Source organism: Streptomyces sp. WI03-4A (genome assembly GCF_033792105.1).
Classification (GTDB): Bacteria; Actinomycetota; Actinomycetes; order Streptomycetales; family Streptomycetaceae; genus Streptomyces; species Streptomyces collinus_A.
The window spans coordinates 98,408-117,968 of sequence record NZ_JARAUO010000027.1 but is presented as its reverse complement, the minus strand read 5'-3'; the positions used below and the strand labels follow the sequence as shown (position 1 = coordinate 117,968).

Below are 19,561 nucleotides of genomic sequence, written 5' to 3'. Positions count from 1 at the left end.
CCCGGAGGACGTGCCGCCTCGCCGGTCGGCGCCGCGGCCGCCCGTCCTTGCGGTGGCCGCCGCCGTGTCGGTGCCGCCGCGGCGGCGCGAGGAGCGGCCGCCGGACTTGCGGTCCGGGCGGGACGCCGGCGGCGTCGCGGGCTGGGGCACCTCGATGGTGACGGCCACGCCGGAGGGCTCGCGGGCGCCGGTGATGGTGGCCAGTTCCGCGTCGCTCGACGTGACGCGGGCTGTCCGGGGGCGGATGCCCGCGTCGGACATGAGCCGGGTGACGTCCCGCTTCTGGTCGGGCAGGACCAGCGTGACCACGCTGCCGGAACCGCCGGCGCGGGCCGTGCGGCCGCCCCGGTGGAGGTAGTCCTTGTGGTCGGTGGGGGGATCGACGTTGACGACGAGGTCGAGGTCGTCGACGTGTATGCCGCGGGCCGCGACGTTCGTCGCCACCAGGGCGGTCACCTGACCGTTCTTGAACTGCTCCAGGGTGCGGTTGCGCTGCGGCTGCGAGCGGCCTCCGTGCAGCGCCGCCGCCCGCACGCCGACGGCCAGGAGCCGCTTGGCGAGCCGGTCGGCGGACCGCTTGGTGTCGAGGAACAGGATGACCCGGCCGTCGCGGGCGGCGATGCGCGTGGTGACGGCCTTCTTGTCGGTCTCGTCCAGGACGTGGAGCACGTGGTGCTCCATGGTGGTCACCGCGCCCGCCGACGGGTCCACGGAGTGCACCACGGGGTCGGTCAGGAACCGCTGCACCAGGCGGTCGATGTTGCGGTCCAGGGTGGCCGAGAAGAGCATCCGCTGACCGTCGGGCCGGACCTGCTGGATCACCCGGGTGATCTGCGGCAGGAAGCCCATGTCGGTCATCTGGTCGGCCTCGTCCAGCACCGTGATGCGGACGTCGCCGAGCACGCAGTCGCCGCGCTCCACCAGGTCGTTGAGCCTGCCGGGGGTCGCCACGAGCACCTCGGCGCCGCGCCGGAGCGTGGTGGCCTGCTTGGTGATGGAAAGGCCGCCGACCACGGTGGCGAGCCGGAGGTTCACGGCCGTCGCGTAGGGGGTCAGCGCGTCGGCCACCTGCTGGGCGAGTTCCCGGGTGGGGACCAGCACCAGTGCGAGGGGCGCCTTGGGCTCGGCGCGCAGTCCGGCGGTGCGGGCCAGCAGCGCCAGGCCGAACGCGAGTGTCTTGCCGGAGCCGGTACGGCCCCGCCCCAGCAGGTCACGGCCGGCGAGCGAGTTGGGCAGCGTGGCGGCCTGGATGGGGAACGGGGTGGTGACGCCCTGCGCGGTGAGGGTCTTCAGCAGTCCCGGAGGCATGTCCAGATCGGCGAAGTCCTCGACGGCGGGAAGAGCGGGTGTCGTGCTTTCCGGCAGCCGGAATTCCTTCGGAGACGACGGCGCGGGCGAGGGCGACGAGGCGCGTCGGCTCGGCTTCTGGGACCTGCGGGGCATGCGGATGATTTCTGCCTTCCTGGAAACAGCACGAACCGGGGTCCGCACCATGACGGCGCGGACCCCGGTGCGCGAATATGCGTCCGGCGATCAGGCGGGGACGATGTTCTCCGCCTGCGGGCCCTTCTGGCCCTGCGTGACGTCGAACGAGACCCGCTGGCCCTCCTGGAGCTCACGGAAGCCCTGGGTGGCGATGTTCGAGTAGTGGGCGAAGACGTCCGGACCGCCGCCGTCCTGCGCGATGAAGCCGAAACCCTTTTCAGAGTTGAACCACTTCACGATTCCCTGTGCCATGACTTTCTCCTTCTGTAGGCAGAGGCCCCATCCGGAGATGCCGGAAAACAAATAGTGCGCCTGCAGGAGAAAACATTCCCGTCAGGCGCACATAGGTTCATGGGTACCACAACTGCAACACGCAAACCTTAGCACAGCCCTGTCGGTCCGGGCGGAGCGCCGGCGCGTCGGCGCTCCGTGACCTGTCGCACCCAGGCCCTGTGAGCTGCCTCACCCAGCGTCGCCGGCCCGGTGCGCGATGGGCGCGCGGAGGGCGCGCGAAGTGCCTCGCCAGCACCCCTGCCGCACCGTTCCGGCACCGCCCCGGCACCGCCGGCTGGCCGGATACGTCAGTAATCTGTCATTGCAGCCAGTGCGGCGTCCGATACAGGCTGTGACCGTGTTGCAGCGACGTGTGGTGGTCGTGGTGTACGCCGGGGCGATGGCCCTGGACATCACCGGCCCTATTGAAGTGTTCGACATGGCGAACCGGCTGCTGGGACCCTCGGGCATCCCCTACCGGACCGACTTCGTCTCCGCAGACGCACCGCTGGTGCGCATGAGTTCGGGGGTGGTGCTGGAGGCCTCGCCGCTCGACGCGGGACAGGGGCCGATCGACACGCTCCTGGTGCCGGGCGGCTGGAGCCTCGACGAAGCGCTGCGGGACCGGGCGCTGGTGTCCTGGATCGGCGGGGCGGCGGCTCGCTCGCGCCGGATCGCCTCCGTGTGCGGCGGGTCCTTCCTGCTGGCCGAGGCGGGTCTGCTCGACGGCAGACGCGCCACCACCCACTGGGCGTACAGCGACGCGATGGCGCACCGCTATCCGGACGTGACCGTGGACGCGGAGCCGATCTTCGTCTGGGACGGGCCCTTCGTGACCTCCGCGGGTGTGTCGACGGGGATCGACATGGCGCTGGCCCTGGTGGAGGCCGATCACGGATCGGCGCTCGCGCTGGAGACGGCGCGGTTCCTGGTGCTGTTCCTCAAGCGGCACGGCGGGCAGTCCCAGTACAGCGCCGTCCTCGACGCGCAGCTCGCCGACCACCCGCCGATCCGGGCGGCGCAGGAGTGGATCCAGGGCAACCTGGACAAGCCGCTGCCCGTGGCCGAGATCGCCCGGCGGGCCAACATGAGCCAGCGCAACTTCGCCCGGGTCTTCCGGCGCGAGGTGGGCCTCACGCCGGGGCAGTACGTCGGGCGGACGCGGATCGCCCGAGCGCGCGAGCTGCTGGAGACCACGGACCTGACGATCAGCCAGATAGCCGGCCGCTGCGGATTCGCCGCCACCGAGACGTTCTTCCGCTCCTTCGGGCGGAGCCTGGGCCTCACTCCCAGGGAGTACCGGCACCGCTTCCAGGTCATCTCGCCGGCCGGCCTCGTCGACCGGCACCACGAGCCGGAGGGGAGCCCCGCATGACCACCACGACCCCGGACCCGCACGCGGCGGAACCGGTGCGCCTGGTCGACCGGCTGGCCGCGGAACTCGCCGCGGCGGGCGTCACCCACCTGTTCGGCGTCGGCGGCGCGAACATCGAGGACCTGTACGACGCGGTGCACCGGGGCGGAGCCGTCCGCGGAGTCGTCGCCAAGCACGAGTTCTCCGCCGTCACCATGGCCGACGGGTACGCGCGGACCACCGGGCGCGTCGGCGTCGTCGCCGCCACCTCGGGCGGCGGGGCGATGAACCTGGTGCCGGGCCTGGCGGAGGCGTACGCCTCCCGGGTGCCCGTGCTGGCCCTCGTCGGCCAGCCGCCGACCGGCCAGGAGGGGCAGGGGGCGTTCCAGGACACCAGCGGCAGGGCGGGCTCCTTCGACGCGCGGGAAATCTTCGCGCCCGTGACCCGGTTCTGCGCGCGGGTGGACGACCCGGACTCGCTCGCGGAGCTGCTGCCCCGGGCGCTCGCGGCGGCACAGGCCGCTCCGCGGGGGCCGGCCGTACTGCTGCTGCCCAAGGACGTGCAGCAGGCCCCGGTCCGGCTGCCCCCACACGCGCCGGAGGACGCCCCCGCCGCCCCCGCCGCGCCGCTCGACCCGGCCGCCGTCGGCGCCGTCTGCGACGCACTGCGCGGGGCCGGCCGTGTCCTCGTCATCGCCGGCGAGGACGTCGCCGCCGCCGACGCGCGGGACGAACTGGCCGTGCTGGCCCGGTGCTTGGGGGCGTGGGTGGCGGTCACACCGGACGCCAAGGACGTCTTCGACAACCGGGACCCGCGGTTCGCCGGTGTGGCCGGGGTGATGGGCCACGCCAACGTGGCGGACTGCCTGCGGCGGGCCGAGGTGTGTCTGCTGGTCGGCACCCGGCTGCCGCTCCTGGCGCGCGGCGGCCTCGACCGGGCCCTGGCCACGACCCGGGTCGTCTGCCTCGGCCCCGAACCGCCGTTCGTGCCCGCCACCGCGCTGGGCGGGAACCTGCGGGACGCGCTGCGCGCGGTGACCGCCCGGCTGCCGTCGCACCCGCGCGCCCGTCCCTGCCCGCCGCACGCCGGTCCGGTTCCCGTCGCCCTGCCGGAACCGGCCGCCCCGGCGGCCGAGGGCACCGTCCCCGCGGGCGAGCGCACCGTGCCGCAGGCGCGGGCGGTGGCCGCCGTGGAGGCGGCGCTCCCGGAGGACGCGCACGTGTTCGTGGACGCGGGCAACACGGGGGCCGCCGCGATCCATCTCCTGCCCGCGCCCCGCCACGGCCGGTTCGTGGTGGCGCTCGGCATGGGCGGCATGGGCTACACCTTCGGCGCCGGCATCGGGGCCGCGCTGGCCACGGGTCGCCGTACCTACGTGCTCGCCGGCGACGGGGCGTTCTTCATGCACGGCATGGAGGTGCACACGGCCGTGGAGTACGACGCGCCCGTCACCTTCGTGATCTTCAACAACAACGCGCACGCCATGTGCGCGCTGCGGGAGGAGTTCCTGCAGGGCGGCGGCCGCGCCGACGACCTGTTCGCCCCGGCCGACATCGCCGCCGGAGTGGCCGCCGCCTTCCCGTCCCTGAGGGCCACGGGGGCCACCGACGCGGCGCAGCTGCGCACGGCGCTGTCGCGGGCCAACGCGGGCAGGGGCCCGGCCCTCGTCGCGGTGACCTGCGACCCGCGGGAGATACCGCCGTTCCTGCCCTTCCAGTCCTTCACCCGCGACGCGACCACGAGCAACACGACCACGAACAAGGAGGGTTCAGATGAGCGAGGAGTCGTCCACGTCGGCTGACAGGCTGGCCGGCGTCCCCGGCCTGATGCGGATCGAGAGCACCGCCAAGGAGGAAGTGACCGCCCACTGCATGGAACTCACCCACGCCGTCTACCCCCACCACCAGGTGTACGGGCAGTACTGCACCATCCACGAGTACGTCGACTGCCCCCCGGAGCAGGCCTACGACTACCTCCGTCAAGGGCACCACTTGGAGGAGTGGACCTTCAGCCTGCGGGACTTCGCGCCCACCGGCACACCGGGGCTGTGGGCCGGGTACGACCGGCTGGAGGACGACACCCGGATCTACTGCGAGGTGGTCGCGAACCCCGAGGCCATGACCGTGGACTACCACTGCTCGTGGGACCAGGGCGACCAGCTCTGGATGATCTACCTGATGCGGGTGGTCCCGGCCTCCCTGGTCCTCGGCCGGCCGGGCTCGGTGATCACCTGGACCAACTGCCGGCACCCCCACTACGACGACAACCCGCACCCCGAACTGGCCCCGCGCCCGGACCGGCCCTGGGTGGGCGACTACTGGGACCTCTTCTACGCCGGGCACACCGTGGAGATGCGCAACCTCAAGGCCATCCTGGAACACCGGCACCGGGGCGGACTGCCGATCGGTTCGGCGCCCGCCCGGGCGGTGAGCCGGTGACCACGGTCAGCCTCACCGACGTCGCCTGCTACCTGCCCGGCGACCCGGTCCCCGCGGAGTTCTACACGCAGTACCCCGGCGCCGAGGACAAGCTCCGCGACCACCCCATGTTCAAGGTGCCGCCGTCACGGCACCACGTGGCCAGGGACGAGACCAACGCCGACATGATCGAGCGCGCCGTACAGCCCCTCATCGAGCGGCACGGCGCGGCGGAGATCCGGGACGTCGACGTGCTGCTCGTGCACAGTCAGCTGCCCGACCTGCCGTTCGTGGGCGCCGGGACCGAGGTGGCGCGCCGGCTGGGCCTGAATCCGGAGTGGCTCGTCGACGTGGCCAACGCGGGTTGCGCGTCGTTCGTCCACATGCTGAAGCTGGCCCGGCAGATCCTCACCACCACCGACGCGCGAACCGCGCTGATCTGCAACGCGCAGAGCGCCGCAGGGCAGTGGTTCACCCAGTCCGAGGTGCGCAGGCTGGCGCAGGCCGCGATCCCGGGCGACGGGTGCGGTGTCGGGTACGTGACGACGTCGGCCGGGTCGCCGGTGCTGGACGTGGAGACCCGGCACATCGGGGCGTACGCGGGCGACATGACCGTGGCGGTCGACGACGGCCGCAAGTACTGGGAGCCGGGAGAGTCCCAGCTGCGGATCGGGTTCACCGACGCGAGCGTCGCCAAGGTCCTGGCGCGGGGGAACCGCCTGGTCCCCGAGGTGGTCACGGACCTGTGCGGGCGGCTCGGCGTGCCGACCTCCGACATCGACGTCCTCATCACCAACCAGCCCAACCGCACCTTCCTGCGGAACTGGCGGGAGGCGCTGCAACTGCCGCCGGAACGGCACCTGAACACCTTCGACGCGTACGGGAACCTGTTCGGCGCGGCGATACCGATCACCCTGGAGCGCGCCCTCGCCTCCGGGCGGGTGGCGGACGGCGACCTGGTGGTGCTGGGCGGCTTCGCGCACGCGGGCGACTTCGCCGGTGCCGTCGCCGTGCGCTGGCACGGCGGACGGGGCTGAGGCATGGAGGTCCCGGTGCCGCACCGGCTCGCCCTGAACGAGAGTCCGTATCCCCCGCTGCCGTCGGTGCGGGAGGCGATGCGACGGGCCGTCGACCGGGCCCACCGCTACCCGCCGTTCCACCCCGACGAGCTCACCGAGCGGATCGCCGCGTGGTGCGGGGTGGCTCCCGACCGTGTCGCGGTCGGCAGCGGATCGGTCGGCGTGGCCCTGCAGTTGCTCCAGGCGGTGGTCCGGCCGGGCGACACGGTGGTGTACGGCTGGCGCTCGTTCGACGCCTACCCGCTCCTGGCCGGCATGGCAGGTGCCCGGCCGGTCCCCGTTCCCCTGACAGCGGACGGGCACCAGGACCTCCGGGCCCTGCTCGCGGCGCTCGGCCCCCGCACCCGGGTCGTTGTGCTGTGCAATCCGCACAACCCCACCGGCAGCCTGGTCACCGCCGGCGCGCTGTCGGCGTTCCTGCGCCGCGTCCCGCCGCACGTCACGGTGCTCCTCGACGAGGCGTACGTGGAGTTCGCCCGCCACCCCGACCTGCCGGACTCGCTCGCGCTCCTGGACACGCACCCCAACCTGCTGGTGCTGCGCACCTTTTCGAAGGCCTACGGTCTCGCCGCGCTGCGGGTCGGCTACGGACTCGGCGCGGCCGGATTGGTGGCGCGGGTCCGGGGGCGCCAACTGCCGTTCGGGGTCAACGCGGTGGCGACGGCCGCGGTGCTGGCCTCGCTGCGGGCCGAGGACGAGCTGCGCCTGCGCGTGGACGCGGTCGTGGCCGAACGCGAACGGCTCCTGCGCGAACTCGCCTCGCTCGGCTGGGACATCGGCCCCAGCCACGCCAACTCCGTCTGGCTGGCGGCGCCCGACCCGGTCGACGAGGCCGCCGCGGCCCTCACCGGAGCGGGTGTCCAGGTGCGCCACTACCCCGGCGAGGGCCTGCGGCTCACCGTCGGCGACCGCGAGGCCAACGACGCGGTGCTGGGCGCGCTGGCGGGAGCGCGGGCACGGCTGAGCGGGGCGCGCCCGTGAGGCGGGCCGCCGTCGGGACGGGCGGTTCGAGGCGGACCCCCGTCGGGGCGGAAGGATCGGGGCCGGTACCGGTCAGGACAGCGGGTCGTGACCCCAGTTCATCAGGGAGTACCGCCAGCGGGTGTCCCGTACGTCGCCGGACGGGCGCTGGGCGAGGTGGCGGTGGATGTAGCCGACCACCTTGCGCATGTGCCGGTAGTCGTCGTCGGAGAGGTCGCTCTTCCTCGCCCGGAGGATCTGTGTGATCCGGCGGCCGGAGGCGTGTCCCGTGGACTCGCCTCCGGCCTTGTGGTCCCCGGCGTCGCGGGAGTCGTCGGACTCCAGCCACTTGTCTAGTTCGGCCGGTGTCATGTTCACCAGCTCACGGAACTCGTCCCAGGTCTCCTCGCGTTCGGTGTCGTCCACGCCGCCGGCTCACTTCTTCTTCTTCTTGAGCGCGGACGGCTTGTGCACCGCGGAGCCGCCGGACTTGTCGCTGCGGACCTGGTACTGCGGGTCCTCGGGCGAGGCGTCCACCGTGCGGCCCGCCGCCTCGGTGCGCTTGGTGATCTTCTTCTCCACCGTGCCCTCGGCCTGACCGCCGTGACTCCTCCAGGTCACGTCGTCGCCCTTCCTGAGCTTCTTGTCCTCACCACGGTCCTTGGCCATGCGGACGCTCCTTCGCCGGGAAGCGGGCTGTCTCTCCAGCGTGCGGGCGTCCGGTCAGGTTCGCAGCTCAAGGGCGGACGGCACCGGTGCGGCGCCGTCCGCCGGGCCCGGCTCCGCCGCGGCGACGGCGGTGGTGATCAGGGCGAGGGCCAGGGTGTACGTGACCATGACCAGCACGCCCTGCCCGGGGAAGTCGATGCCCGCGGCTCCCAGTCCGACGAGCAGGTCGGAGCCGAGGAAGACGAGGCCGCCCCAGGCCGCCCGCGGCCCCCGCACGCGTGCGGTGAGCGCCATGGTGACCAGGGCCAGCGCGTACCCGGCCACCGCGACGCCGAGGAACAGCCCGAGCGCGGGCGCGAGGACGGCGACCGCCGCGGCCCAGCCGACGCCGTGGACGGCGCACAGCAGGCGGCGGGAGCGCAGATGCCGGAGGGCGCCCGCCCGCACGAACGCCGCCGTCCAGCACAGCTGCGCGCCCAGGAAGAACCCGAGCCCGACGGCGAAGGCCGCCCGGCCCGGCAGCATCAGGGCCACGTCACCGGCGGCGGCGAGACCGAGGCCGGCCAGGACCCGGGCGTGCCGGGTGCCGGTCAGCCGCCACAGGTGGACGGCGAGCACGGGCGCGAGGAGGGGTTTGGCGACCCACTCCAGGGCCGGCAGGCCGGCCGCGACCCCGGCGATGTCGAGGGCGGCGAGCGCGGCGAAGGCCAGGATCAGCCGCGGCATCTCACGCCTCCGTCCGGGGTGCCCAGCCGGGCGGCCCGAAGAGGTAGCCGGCCCGGTCGCGCCAGCGCGTCGCCGCGCGGACGTCGCGCCAGGCGGCCGCGAACTCGTGGAAGGCCACCCGCACCGGGTTGTAGGTGTCGATGTTCTTCGTCAGGCCGTACACCACACGCTCGCCCTCCGGTTCGAACGTGCCGAACAGCCGGTCCCAGACGATGAGGATCCCGCCGTAGTTGCGGTCCAGGTACGCGTTGTTCGAGCCGTGGTGGACGCGGTGGTGGGAGGGCGTGTTGAAGAACCACTCCACCGGCCGCCACAGCCGCTCCACCCGCTCGGTGTGCAGGAAGAACTGGTAGACGAGGCTGAACGCCTGCTGGAGCAGGATCATCCAGGGCGGCAGGCCGAGCAGCGCCAGGGGCAGCCAGAACGGCAGGCCCGTCATCGGGGTCCAGCTCTGGCGCAGGGCGGTCGAGAGGTTGAAGCGGACGCTGGAGTGGTGGACCACGTGGCTGGCCCACAGCACCCGTACCCGGTGGTGGGCCCGGTGGAAGGCGTAGTACGCCAGGTCGTCGCCGAAGAACAGCAGGACCCAGGTCCAGGCGGAGGACGGCGACAGGTGCCAGGGGGCGACGGTGTAGAGGGCCGCGTACAGGAGGATCGTCACCGCCTTCCACGGCACGGCGACGACCTGGCTGCCCGCTCCCATGGACATGCTGGTGACGGTGTCGCGCAGTTCGTATCCGCGTTCGTCGTCGTCCGGCAGGAAGCGGTAGGACAGCGCCTCCACGACGACGAGGAGCACGAACGCGGGTATCGCGTAGACTACGGCCGGGATCATGTCAGCGCACCGCCTTCCGGCGCGTGGCGGGCACGCTGCGGGACAGCAGCTCGCGGGCCAGCCGCTCGGCCGCCGCGGCCTCGCGGGCCGCGATGTGCGCCGCGAGCCGCTGGTGGGCGGCGACGTCGAGGAGTTCCGCGGTCCGCAGGTCGTCCGGCACGTCGGCGACCGGGAGCGTGCCGCCCACCAGGCTGTTGAAGGCCAGCAGGTAGGCGATGTTCCCGGAGCCCTCCACGATCAGCCGCCACCAGGCGACGTCCGCCTCGCCCAGCTCGGTCAGGTCCGGGCCGGTACGGGCGTAGCGGCCCGCGGCCTCGACGATCTCGCCCGCGGCCGCCTCGGAGCAGCGCAGCGCGCACAGCCGGGCCGCGTCGGCCCCGATGCAGGCGCGCATCTCCAGGGCGTCCCGGGCGAGGTCCGCCACCGAGGGCCCGGCGTCGGCCGCGGCGATCCCCACGGCGAGGTCGAGCCCGGCGGTGTGCCGCCAGTCCAGGACGAGGGTGCGGCCGCCGTGGCTGACCTCCACCAGCCGCGCCTGCTGGAGCCGTTTGACGGCCTCCCGGACGGCGTGCCGGTTCACCCCGAACCCGGCCGCCAGGTCCCGCTCGGCGGTAAGGGCGGCGCCGGCCGGCAGCTCCCCGCCCAGGATCCTGTCGCGCAGCACGGCGAAGAGCTGGTCGGAGACCGCCTCCCGCCGGATGTGTCCCTGAGTCATGGCGATCAGGGTGGCGGCGCCGTGCGCACTGGTCAACTGGTTGGACCAGCTTTTCTCGACGGCGTCTCCCCCGGATTCTCCGCGCGGCGCCGACCGTCACCGCGTAGGGCACGGACGACGATTCCGGCACAGTGCCCCGTAAACTCCACATATGGACACCGACACCGATGTGTTCCTCCGGCGCCTGGCTCACGAGCTGCGGCCGCGGGCGGACCAGTCGGTCGAGGTGATGCTGCGGAGCATGCGGGACGAGCTCCCCGAGCTGTGGCAGTGCGAGGACATCGCCGCCCTGGCGGCGCGGGAGACCGCCGGGCACGTGGCCACCTTCCTGGACGTCCTCGAACACGGCCTGGACGCGTGCCCCGTCCGGGCGCCGTCCGAGGCCCTGGAGATCGGTCGCCGGTTCGCGCGCAGAGGGGTGCCCGTCACCAAGCTGCTGCGCGCCTTCCGGCTGGGCCACCTGAGCCTGCTCCGGCTGATCCAGTCCGCAGCGGGCCGGCTCACCGGCGATCCGGAGCTCGTCAACGAGGCGACGCTCAGGCTCCTGGAGACCGGCTTCGCCTACGTCGACCGCGGTTCGGAGGAGGTCGTCGCCGCCTACCAGGAAGAACGCGACCACCGGCTGCAACGGCGGCTCCTGGTGACCCACGAGGCGAGCAGGCGGATCGGGACCACCCTGGACACCGCCCGCACCGCGGAGGAGCTGGCGGAGGTCGGCACCGACGAGTTCGCCGACCTCGTGGTGGTCGACCTCCTGGAGGCCGTGCTGCACGAGAACGGCGCGTCTCCCCCGGCCGACGCACCGCTGCTGCGCCGGATCGCCCAGCGGTCCGTCCTCGACGACTCCGCCGTCCCGGCGTCCGCCACGGGCCACACGCACACCTACCCCGAGGGCACGGATCCGGCGCGCGTCCTGGCCACCGGGCGGCCCCTGCTCGGCAGCGCCGCCTCCACCGACGGGCACGCGGGTCCGGCGCCGTCCCGGAACGGGGCACACGGCCCGGACGCCGCCAGCCTCCACTCGATGCTGCTGGTGCCGCTGCGGGCCCGCGGGCGCCCGCTCGGTCTCGCCCAGTTCTTCCGCCGGCGGACCGGTGTCCCCTTCGACGACGACGACCTCATGCTCGCCCAGGAGATCGCGTCCACGGCGGCGGTGTACATCGACAACGCCCGCCGCTACAGCCAGGAGCGGTTCACCGCGCTCACCCTCCAGCGCAGCCTGCTGCCGCAGCGGGCGGTGGACCACTCGGCCGTGGAGACCGCCTCCCGCTACCTGCCCTCGGGGTCCCGCGCGGGCGTGGGCGGCGACTGGTACGACGTGGTGCCGCTGTCCGGCGCCCGGGTCGCGCTGGTCGTGGGCGACGTCGTCGGGCGCGGCCTGCACGCCTCCGCCACGATGGGCCGGCTGCGCACCGCCGTCCGCGCCTTCGCGGACATCGATCTGATGCCCGACGAGCTGCTGACGCACCTGGACGACGTGATCATCCGCCTCCAGCGCGAGGAGGAGCTGGACGGGGTGGAGACGGCCACGTGCCTGTACGCGGTCTACGACCCGGTCTCCCGGACCTGCTCCCTGGCCAGCGCCGGACACGTGTCGCCCGCCGTGGTCACCCCCGCGGCCGCGGACGGTGACTCCCCGGCCCGCCGGTCGGTGCATTTCCCGGACATCCCCATCGGCCCGCCCCTGGGCCTGGGCGGGCTCCCCTTCGAGACCTGCCAGCTCGAACTGCCCGAGGGCAGCCTGCTGGCCCTGCACACCGACGGCCTCATCGAGAGCCGCACCCGTGACGTGGACGCCGCGCGCGACCTGCTGGGCGCCGTCCTGGCCCGGGCCCCGGAGTCACTGGACGAGACCTGCGACCGGCTGCTGTCCGCACTGCTGCCGAGCCGCCCGTCCGACGACGTCGCCCTGCTGGTCGCCCGCACCCGGGCACTCGACCCCTGTCACGTCTCGACGCTGGACCTGCCGTGCGACCCGGCGGCCGTCGCGGGGGCCCGCGTCCACGCGTCGGAGCGACTGGCCGCCTGGGGCCTGGAGGAGCCGGCGTTCGCCACGGAACTCATGGTCAGCGAACTGGTGACGAACGCGGTCCGTTACGGCCGCGACCCCATCCAGCTGCGCATGATCCTTCAGGACACCCTGACCCTTGAGGTCTCCGACGGCAGCAGCACCGCTCCGCACCTGCGCCGGGCCCGGACCACCGACGAGGGCGGCCGCGGCCTGTTCCTGATCGCCCAGCTCGCCGAACGCTGGGGCACCCGGCACACCCGCGAGGGAAAGGTCATCTGGGCGGAACAGTCCCTGCCCGCCACGGCGGCCGCGGCCCGCTGAGCCGTTCTCCCCCGTACGGCCGCCCGTCGGACGGCGGCGTCAGGCCGGCGGCCGAGCGGGTCGACTGTGGCATTCGTCGTCCTCGTGCGCCGTGGGACCTCAGGGCAACCCTGCGGTGACCGGCAAGGATCCGGTGAACGTGGCCGGGTTCCGGTCCAGTTGCTCCAGCCACACCACCAGCGCGAGCGCCCTGTTCATACGGTCCCAGGCGTACGAGTCCCCGATGCCGAGCCCGGCCTCCCGCAGGGCGCGGCACAGGGCGGAGGTGTCGAACATCTCCTCGATCAGTGGATGCCGGGCGTGGTGGCAGAGGTCGAGGAGTGTGTCGCCGTGTCGGCGCAGGCCGCGGGCGTAGAGCTGGTTGAAGGGGATCTTGGCCGTGCGGGCCTGGATGCCGGGTGGGAGGAGGTCCGCCATGGCCTCGCGGAGCACCGCCTTCGGGCGGCCCGGCCGGAACGTGGCTGCCGGGGGGAGGTGGCGCATCGTGGCGACGACCTCCGGGTCGAGGAAGGGGTGGGAGAGGAAGAATCCGTCCTCCGGTGCCCGGTGCCAGGACAGCAGGTCGGGTGCGGCGGCGTAGTTGGCCGCGTCGTAGAGCGACTCTTCCGGCCTGCGCCCGAACACGAAGCGGCTCTCCGCGAGGCGGGCCCGGCCGTAGCCGTGGGTCCGCGCGAACACGGGCCGCAGCCAGCGGGGACGGCCGAAGTCGCCGAGGCCGCCGAGCACCGTCCCGCCGCGGCCGAGGGCCGAGAGCCGTTCGGCCGTCAGCGGCAGCGTGGGCCGTACGACGTAGGCGTGGACGATGTCCCGGACGCCCCGCTCGCCGCCGGCGGCCCAGGCACGTGCCTCTCGCGCCAGCAGCGGGAACCGTCCCGTGCGGGCCAGCCGGTGCAGGCGGAAGGGGTTGGCGTCGGCGATCGGATCGGCGCCGCACCCGGTCAGCAGGGCGTCGCAGCCCAGTTCCGCCGCGGCGGTGTGCAGCCTGGTCCAGAACGGGGCGCGGAAGGCGTGTGGTTGAGGCTCGTCGGAGTCACCCGCGTGGTGCCGGAAGTCGTCGAAGTCCGCCACGTCGTCGGCATCCACGATCAGCGGGCGGGCGTCCGGGGCGTGCCGGCGGATCTCGGTCAGCGCCTCGTCGAGGTAGGGCCCCTCCCCGGCCAGCTCGCCGCCGGCGAAACGGCCGGCGAGCAGCACCAGTTGCCCGGCGGCCGGCCGGCGGGCCGCGAGCAGCGCGACGCTGGTCGAGTCGGTGCCGCCGGAGACGTGGCACGCCGTCGTCGTCCCCATGCGGCGGTCGACGGCGTTCTCCAGCGCGAGACGCAGTTCCTTCGCGGCCCCGGCGGCGTCGGGGCCGTCCGCCGCCGGGGGCGTCCGCGCGGGGGCCGGCCGGCCGTGCGGCCGTGTCCGGCCGATCAGGTGCCCGGTGATCGCCAGCTCCACGACCTCACCGCCGAGGACCCGGTACACGTCGGTGAACGGGGTGAGGTCCGTGTGCGGTTGGGCCAGATTCCCGGTCAGGTACCGGCACACGTAGCGGCGTTCGAGCTCCGTGCCGCCGCCGAGGCCGCGTGCCGAGGTACCGACCGCGCTCACCCGGCCCCCGGACTCCCTGAAGAACAGGGGGATCCGCGCCTGTTCGTCGCGCAGCAGCACGACGCGGTCGCGGTACAGCAGGACGGCGGCGTAGTCACCGATCGGCGGCCGGGGAGCAGCCCGGTGCCGGCCGAAGTCCTCCAGGAGTCGCCGTGCACCGGCCACGCGGTCACGGTGCGAGCCGGCCCAGCCGACGACCACCGCCGCGCCCGCAGGGGCGGTGAGCGCCGTCACGAGTCCCTGCCGTGCCATGTCCGCCGCGGCCCGCAACCGCGGTGCGCCTCCGGCCCAGTCAAGGCGGAGCGCTTCCATGTCACCGTCCTCCGCTGCCGATCGAGAGCACGGGCGTGAAGGCGTGCCCGCGCGGGGCAGCGTCGGGGATGCTCAGGCCGCCGGAGGAGGTCCAGGCGTGCAGGGCGAACGGGTGCTCACGCACACCGACATGGAGCACGGCCCGCAGTCCGCGCCGCCGCAGCAGGATGAACGCCGTGACGGCCTCGGCCTTGCAGTCGTCGTCGACGAGCCAGCTCCGCCGACTGTGCGAGCGCACCGCGCGCTCGAGCCGGGCGACGTCCTGTTCGGTGGGAGGGTCCGTGCGGGCGTAGGCCGGGGCCGCCAGGGACAGGAGCCGCAGGACGCGGCCGAATCCCAGGGTGCGGATCAGCAGATGCGTGGCCCGCAGCCAGAGGCCGACCTCGGCGTACGAGTGCTCGGACCGACGGCCCGGCGCGCAGCCCGCGCGCCGGAGACCGGTGACGAGTTCGGCACGTTCGGCGGAGCTCTCGTCGGCGAACTTCCGCAGGTCAGCGGTGGTCAGGGCGAGAAACCTCGTCCGTCTCCAGTCCGCGATGAGGGCTCCGCCGGACATCCGGGTGACACGGCAGTGGGGTGACAGGATCCGCGTCATGGCTTCCAGGGCATCGTGGTCCTCGGCCACCGCGCGTCCTCCAGGTTCTGCCGATACAGGGTCAGGACTGGTATCCGTGCCCGTCGTAGTGGCTTCCGCTGAAGCCCCGGATCAGGCGGCCGTTGCCGAGAAGGACAAGACCGAGCGGCATACGGCGCCGCAGTAGTCGGAGAAACATCGCCCACCTCCTGTGAGCAGGCCGGGGGGATCAAGACCAGGCTACTCCGCGGCCCGTGACCCGCAACCGGACCCGCGACCGGATCGGCGGCCGTTCCGTGGCGGCTGCCCTGCGGCGCACCGCGGGTGACCGGCCGTCAGGCGTCCGGTGGCGGGTCGGCCGGGTGGGGTTGTCTCACCCAGCCGAGGGAGCGTTCCACGGCGCGCTGCCAGTTCTCGTACTCCGCCGCGCGGTGTGCGGGGTCCATGTCGGGCAGCCACTGGCCGGCACGGTGCCAGTTGCGGCGCAGGACCTCCAGATCGGGCCAGTAGCCCGCGGCGAGCCCGGCCGCGTAGGCGGCGCCCAGGGAGACCGTCTCGGCGACCATGGGGCGCACGACGGGCACGTCGAGCACGTCGGCGACGAATTGCATGAGCAGGTTGTCCGCCGTCATGCCGCCGTCCACCTTGAGTTCCCTGAGCGGCACGGAGGAGTCGGCGTTCATGGCGTCCACCACCTCGCGGGTCTGCCAGCCGGTGGCCTCCAGCACGGCTCGCGCCAGGTGCCCCTTGGTGATGTACGAGGTGAGGCCGACGATGACGCCGCGGGCGTCGCTGCGCCACCGGGGCGCGAACAGGCCCGAGAAGGCGGGGACGATGTAGCAGCCGCCGTTGTCCTCGACCGTCCGCGCCAGGGTCTCGATCTCCGGGGCGCTGCTGATCAGGCCCAGGCGGTCGCGGAACCACTGAACGAGCGCGCCGGTGACGGCGATGGAGCCCTCCAGCGCGTAGAACGGTTCCTGGTCCCCGATCCGGTACGCGACGGTGGTGAGCAGTCCGTGCCGGGAGCGTACGGGCTCGGTGCCGGTGTTGAGGAGCAGGAAGCTGCCGGTCCCGTAGGTGCACTTGGCCTCCCCCGGGGAGAAGCAGGTCTGGCCGAACAGGGCCGCCTGCTGGTCGCCGAGGGCTGCCGTGATGCCGACGCCGGGCAGCAGCGCGCGGGCGTCGCCGTACACCTCGGCGGACGACCTGATCTCGGGCAGCATGATCCGGGGCACGCCGAAGAAGGCCAGCAGGTCCTCGTCCCAGGTGAGCGTGCGGATGTTCATCAGCATGGTCCGGCCGGCGTTGGTGACGTCGGTGATGTGCAGGCCGCCGTCGGCGCCGCCGGTGAGGTTCCAGACCAGCCAGGTCTCCATCGTGCCGAACAGCACCTCGCCGTCCCTGGCCCGCTGTTCCAGGCCCTTGACGTGGTCGAAGAGCCAGCGGACGCGCAGTGCGGAGAAGTACGTCGACGGCGGCAGGCCGCACCGGTCCAGGAAGAAGTCCTCCCCCGGCCGCCGCGCCAGCTCCTCCACGAGCGGGGCCGTGCGGGTGTCCTGCCAGACGATCGCCCGGCCCAGCGGGGCCCCCGTCCGCCGGTCCCAGAGCACCGTCGTCTCCCGCTGGTTGGCGAGGCCGATGGCGGCGACCTGGCCCGGGTCGATGCCGGCGGCGGCCAGCGACTCGGGCACGACGCGCCTCAGGTTCTGCCAGATCTCCACGGCGTCGTGCTCGACCCAGCCGGGCCGGGGGAAGTGCTGCTGGTGCTCCCGCTGCGCGACCGACACCAGCCGCCCACGGTGGTCGAACAGGATGCAGCGGGTGGAATTGGTGCCCTGATCGATGGACATCACATGACGTTCGACCATGATCGGGTCTGCCTTCCGACGGATCGGGGCGGGTCGGGGTGCGGCCGTCTACCAGCGAGCGGCCCCCAGGTCTCTGGAGATCGCCCGCGCGGCCTCCCGGAGCAGGGTGATCAGGCCGGCGCGCGGGTGTCCCTGGCTGTCGCAGATCCGCTCGACGGGGCCGGACAGCCCGATGGCCCCCACGACGAGGCCGCCGTGCCCCCGGATCGGCGCGGCGAGGCCGGCCTCGCCCATGCTCATCTCCTGGATCTCGGCGGCCCAGCCGAGCTCCCGGACCTCGCCGAGCGCCCGGGTGAGCTGCTCGGGGGCGTCCAGGGTGTGCCGGGTGTACGGCTCGAGGCCCGCCTGCTGGGCCGACTCCAGGGTGGCGGTCCCGTAGGCCAGCAGCACCTTGCCCAGCGAGGAGGCGTGCAGCGGCAGCAGCGAGCCGACGTCCAAAGTCTGGAGCGTGTCGTCCGGCCGGAACACGTGGTGGACGACGAGCACCCGGTCCTCCAGCGGAGTCCCGAGGCGGACCGCTTCGCCGCTGCGGGCGGCCAGGGCGTCGGCCCAGTTCAGCGAGCGCGAGCGCAGTTCGTTGACGTCCAGGTAGCTGGTGCCCAGGTGCAGCAGGGCGGCTCCGAGCTGGTACTTGCCGGTGGCCGCGTCCTGCTCCACGAAGTCCACGTGCTGGAGGGTGCGCAGGATGCCGTGGGCGGTGCCCTTCGCCAGCCCGAGCGAGGCGGCCACCTCGCCGAGCCCGAGTCGGCGGGGTCCGCCGGCGAGCAGACGCAGGATCGCCGCCGCCCGCTCGATCGACTGGACTGGGCCGGCCATGATGCGAGCGTATTACCGCCGCGGACGATCCGCTCCGCGGGCAGGTCGGGGCCGCTTTAGCGGCGGGACGGCCCGGGGCGTTCGGTAATGCCGACCCACGTTCATTGACCCGCCCGGTTTGTCTCCCTACGGTTCATCGAGGCCGGGCACACGCGCTGCGGCACGAGCGCCGGGCCAACCGAGCACACCCGAGGAGTGAACATGGCGGCACAGCTGGACACGCTGCTTCCCGAGACCTGCGAGCAGGTGTGGATGACGCCTCCCGTTCCCGGCGCCGTCTCCGACGTACGCCGGGGTGTGGGCGCGGCACTCGCCGAGTGGGACGTGTCCCCGGAGATCGTCGAGGACTCCCTGCTCGTGGTGTCGGAACTGCTCACCAACGCGGTGATCCACGCCCTGCCGCCGGCCGTGCTGCGGCTGTCCTGGGTCCGGGGCGCGGGTGTCCGCACCCTGCACGTCGAGGTCACCGACGCCGGCCCCACCCTGCCCGCGGGCCACTCCCGTGTCGGCATCGACCCGGACGAGCACGGCCGGGGCGAGGAGATCGTCCACGCCCTGGCGACCCGCCACGGCATACGCGTCCACGCGGGCGGCTACACCCGCTGGGCGGACCTCGTGGCCGTCTGAGACACCCACCCCCGACCTACCGGTCCCCGCCGGCTACCGGTCCCCACCCGGCCCACCTGTCCCGCCGGACCTACTGCCGCCCCGGTCTCCGAGCCACGCCACGCGGCCCTGAGCGCTCGCGCCGGTCCCCGCATCCGGCTCACCAGCGCCACGGGCCGCGCCCCCGCGGCCCGGCTTGCGCGGCCCAGCACCCGGCTCACCACCGCCACACGGCCCGCGACCCCGCCACACGGCGTCGGCAGCCCAGCGCCGCCTCCCCGCCCCCACACGGCCCCGACCCCGACCTCCGGCTTCCACAGCCCAGCGGCCGGCCCACCACCGCCACACCGCCCGCCCCCCCGCCGCCAGCAGCCCAACGCCGGCCTGGCCACCCCCCACACGGCCCCCGGCCACGCCGCCCGGCTCCCGCGGCCCAGCGGCAGGCTTACCGACGCCACGCGGCCCACGCCCCCACGGCGCCAGCGGGCCCAGCGCCCGCCTCGCCACCCGCACACGGCCCCCGGCCACGCCCTCCGGCTTCCACAGCCCAGCGGCCGGCCCACCACCGTCACGCGGCCCGCGCCCCGCCGCACGGCGCCAGCAGCCCAACGCCGTCCTGGCCACCCCCACGCCGCCCGGCTCCCGCGGCCCAGCGGCCGGCCCACCACCGCGCCACGCGGCCCACGCCCCACGTCAGCAGCCCGGCGCCCGCCTCGCCGCCCCCACGCGGCCCCCGACCCGCCCTCCGACTTCCACAGCCCAGCGGCTGGCCCACCACCGTCACGCGGCCCGCGCCCCGCCGCACGGCGCCAGCAGCCCAGCGCCCGCCTCGCCGCCCCCACGCGGCCCCCGACCCGCCCTCCGGCTTCCACTGCCCAGCGGTCGGCTTTCCCCCATCACCCGGCCTTCAGAGCCTGGCTCGCTCCCCGTAGGGCTCGGCTCGCGC

At 73.8% G+C, this 19,561-nt stretch carries 18 protein-coding genes; 7 read left to right on the top strand and 11 right to left on the bottom strand.

The window, feature by feature from the left end; translation table 11 throughout:
* Together PV343_RS25390 and PV343_RS25385 are read right to left on the bottom strand one after the other, a co-directional pair.
* The coding region (locus PV343_RS25390) for a DEAD/DEAH box helicase (protein ID WP_319149267.1) at window positions 1–1,443 on the bottom strand (1,443 nt) is incomplete at its 3' end.
* A 90-nt stretch (window positions 1,444–1,533) separates the two neighbouring features.
* Window positions 1,534–1,737 carry a cold-shock protein gene (locus PV343_RS25385; RefSeq protein ID WP_235454530.1) on the bottom strand — a complete coding sequence of 68 codons (204 nt, stop codon included), beginning with the start codon at window positions 1,735–1,737 and terminating at the stop codon, window positions 1,534–1,536.
* Between the two features lie 379 nt (window positions 1,738–2,116).
* Between PV343_RS25385 and PV343_RS25380 the strand changes: the two genes are divergently transcribed.
* Genes PV343_RS25380 through PV343_RS25360 form a run of 5 tightly spaced genes read left to right on the top strand, consistent with a single transcriptional unit; the run spans window position 2,117 to window position 7,590 of the window.
* Window positions 2,117–3,133, top strand: a complete 1,017-nt coding sequence (locus tag PV343_RS25380) for a GlxA family transcriptional regulator (protein ID WP_319149266.1) — start codon at window positions 2,117–2,119, stop codon at window positions 3,131–3,133.
* Entirely contained in the window at window positions 3,130–4,914 is a 1,785-nt protein-coding gene (locus PV343_RS25375; RefSeq protein WP_319149264.1) for a thiamine pyrophosphate-binding protein, read from the top strand. Before PV343_RS25380 ends, PV343_RS25375 begins: the two co-directional genes overlap by 4 nt.
* Complete coding sequence (locus tag PV343_RS25370; RefSeq protein WP_319149263.1) at window positions 4,886–5,551, top strand: SRPBCC family protein; 666 nt, start codon at window positions 4,886–4,888, stop codon at window positions 5,549–5,551. The genes PV343_RS25375 and PV343_RS25370 overlap by 29 nt, the downstream gene beginning before the upstream one ends.
* Window positions 5,548–6,567 (top strand): 3-oxoacyl-ACP synthase III family protein, encoded by a 1,020-nt coding sequence (locus PV343_RS25365; protein ID WP_319149262.1) that lies wholly within the window; start codon window positions 5,548–5,550, stop codon window positions 6,565–6,567. The genes PV343_RS25370 and PV343_RS25365 overlap by 4 nt, the downstream gene beginning before the upstream one ends.
* Window positions 6,568–6,570: 3 nt before the next feature.
* On the top strand, window positions 6,571–7,590 hold the full coding sequence (locus PV343_RS25360; protein WP_319149261.1) for a histidinol-phosphate transaminase: 1,020 nt from the start codon (window positions 6,571–6,573) through the stop codon (window positions 7,588–7,590).
* 72 nt (window positions 7,591–7,662) lie between these two features.
* Here the strand turns inward: PV343_RS25360 and PV343_RS25355 are convergent, their stop codons facing one another.
* From PV343_RS25355 to PV343_RS25335, 5 genes are read right to left on the bottom strand one after another with little or no spacing between them, the layout of a single operon-like run.
* Entirely contained in the window at window positions 7,663–7,995 is a 333-nt protein-coding gene (locus PV343_RS25355; RefSeq protein WP_319149260.1) for a DUF3140 domain-containing protein, read from the bottom strand.
* A 9-nt stretch (window positions 7,996–8,004) separates the two neighbouring features.
* Window positions 8,005–8,238, bottom strand: coding sequence for a DUF2945 domain-containing protein (locus PV343_RS25350; RefSeq protein ID WP_319149259.1), 234 nt, complete (start codon window positions 8,236–8,238; stop codon window positions 8,005–8,007).
* A gap of 54 nt (window positions 8,239–8,292) precedes the next feature.
* The gene (locus PV343_RS25345; RefSeq protein ID WP_319149258.1) at window positions 8,293–8,964 is read right to left on the bottom strand and encodes a lysoplasmalogenase family protein; all 672 of its coding nucleotides are present in this window, start codon (window positions 8,962–8,964) and stop codon (window positions 8,293–8,295) included.
* A gap of 1 nt (window position 8,965) precedes the next feature.
* Entirely contained in the window at window positions 8,966–9,799 is an 834-nt protein-coding gene (locus PV343_RS25340) for a sterol desaturase family protein (protein ID WP_319149257.1), read from the bottom strand.
* Window position 9,800: 1 nt separating this feature from the next.
* On the bottom strand, window positions 9,801–10,514 hold the full coding sequence (locus PV343_RS25335) for a FadR/GntR family transcriptional regulator (protein WP_319149256.1): 714 nt from the start codon (window positions 10,512–10,514) through the stop codon (window positions 9,801–9,803).
* A 151-nt stretch (window positions 10,515–10,665) separates the two neighbouring features.
* On the opposite strand from PV343_RS25335, the gene PV343_RS25330 reads away from it, so the two are divergent.
* Window positions 10,666–12,846 carry a SpoIIE family protein phosphatase gene (locus PV343_RS25330; RefSeq protein WP_319149255.1) on the top strand — a complete coding sequence of 727 codons (2,181 nt, stop codon included), beginning with the start codon at window positions 10,666–10,668 and terminating at the stop codon, window positions 12,844–12,846.
* A 99-nt stretch (window positions 12,847–12,945) separates the two neighbouring features.
* Here PV343_RS25330 and PV343_RS25325 read toward each other — a convergent pair whose 3' ends face one another.
* From PV343_RS25325 to PV343_RS25310, 4 genes are all read right to left on the bottom strand, one after another.
* Window positions 12,946–14,751 (bottom strand): asparagine synthase-related protein, encoded by a 1,806-nt coding sequence (locus tag PV343_RS25325; RefSeq protein WP_319149254.1) that lies wholly within the window; start codon window positions 14,749–14,751, stop codon window positions 12,946–12,948.
* A gap of 1 nt (window position 14,752) precedes the next feature.
* Window positions 14,753–15,376 (bottom strand): lasso peptide biosynthesis B2 protein, encoded by a 624-nt coding sequence (locus PV343_RS25320; protein ID WP_319149253.1) that lies wholly within the window; start codon window positions 15,374–15,376, stop codon window positions 14,753–14,755.
* A 284-nt stretch (window positions 15,377–15,660) separates the two neighbouring features.
* Window positions 15,661–17,193: a glycerol kinase GlpK gene (gene glpK, locus PV343_RS25315; protein WP_319149252.1), complete on the bottom strand. Its 1,533-nt coding sequence runs from the start codon at window positions 17,191–17,193 to the stop codon at window positions 15,661–15,663.
* Between the two features lie 48 nt (window positions 17,194–17,241).
* Window positions 17,242–18,009, bottom strand: coding sequence for an IclR family transcriptional regulator (locus PV343_RS25310; RefSeq protein WP_319149251.1), 768 nt, complete (start codon window positions 18,007–18,009; stop codon window positions 17,242–17,244).
* Window positions 18,010–18,210: 201 nt separating this feature from the next.
* On the opposite strand from PV343_RS25310, the gene PV343_RS25305 reads away from it, so the two are divergent.
* Complete coding sequence (locus tag PV343_RS25305; RefSeq protein ID WP_319149250.1) at window positions 18,211–18,636, top strand: ATP-binding protein; 426 nt, start codon at window positions 18,211–18,213, stop codon at window positions 18,634–18,636.
* The last annotated feature ends 925 nt before the right edge of the window (window positions 18,637–19,561 follow it).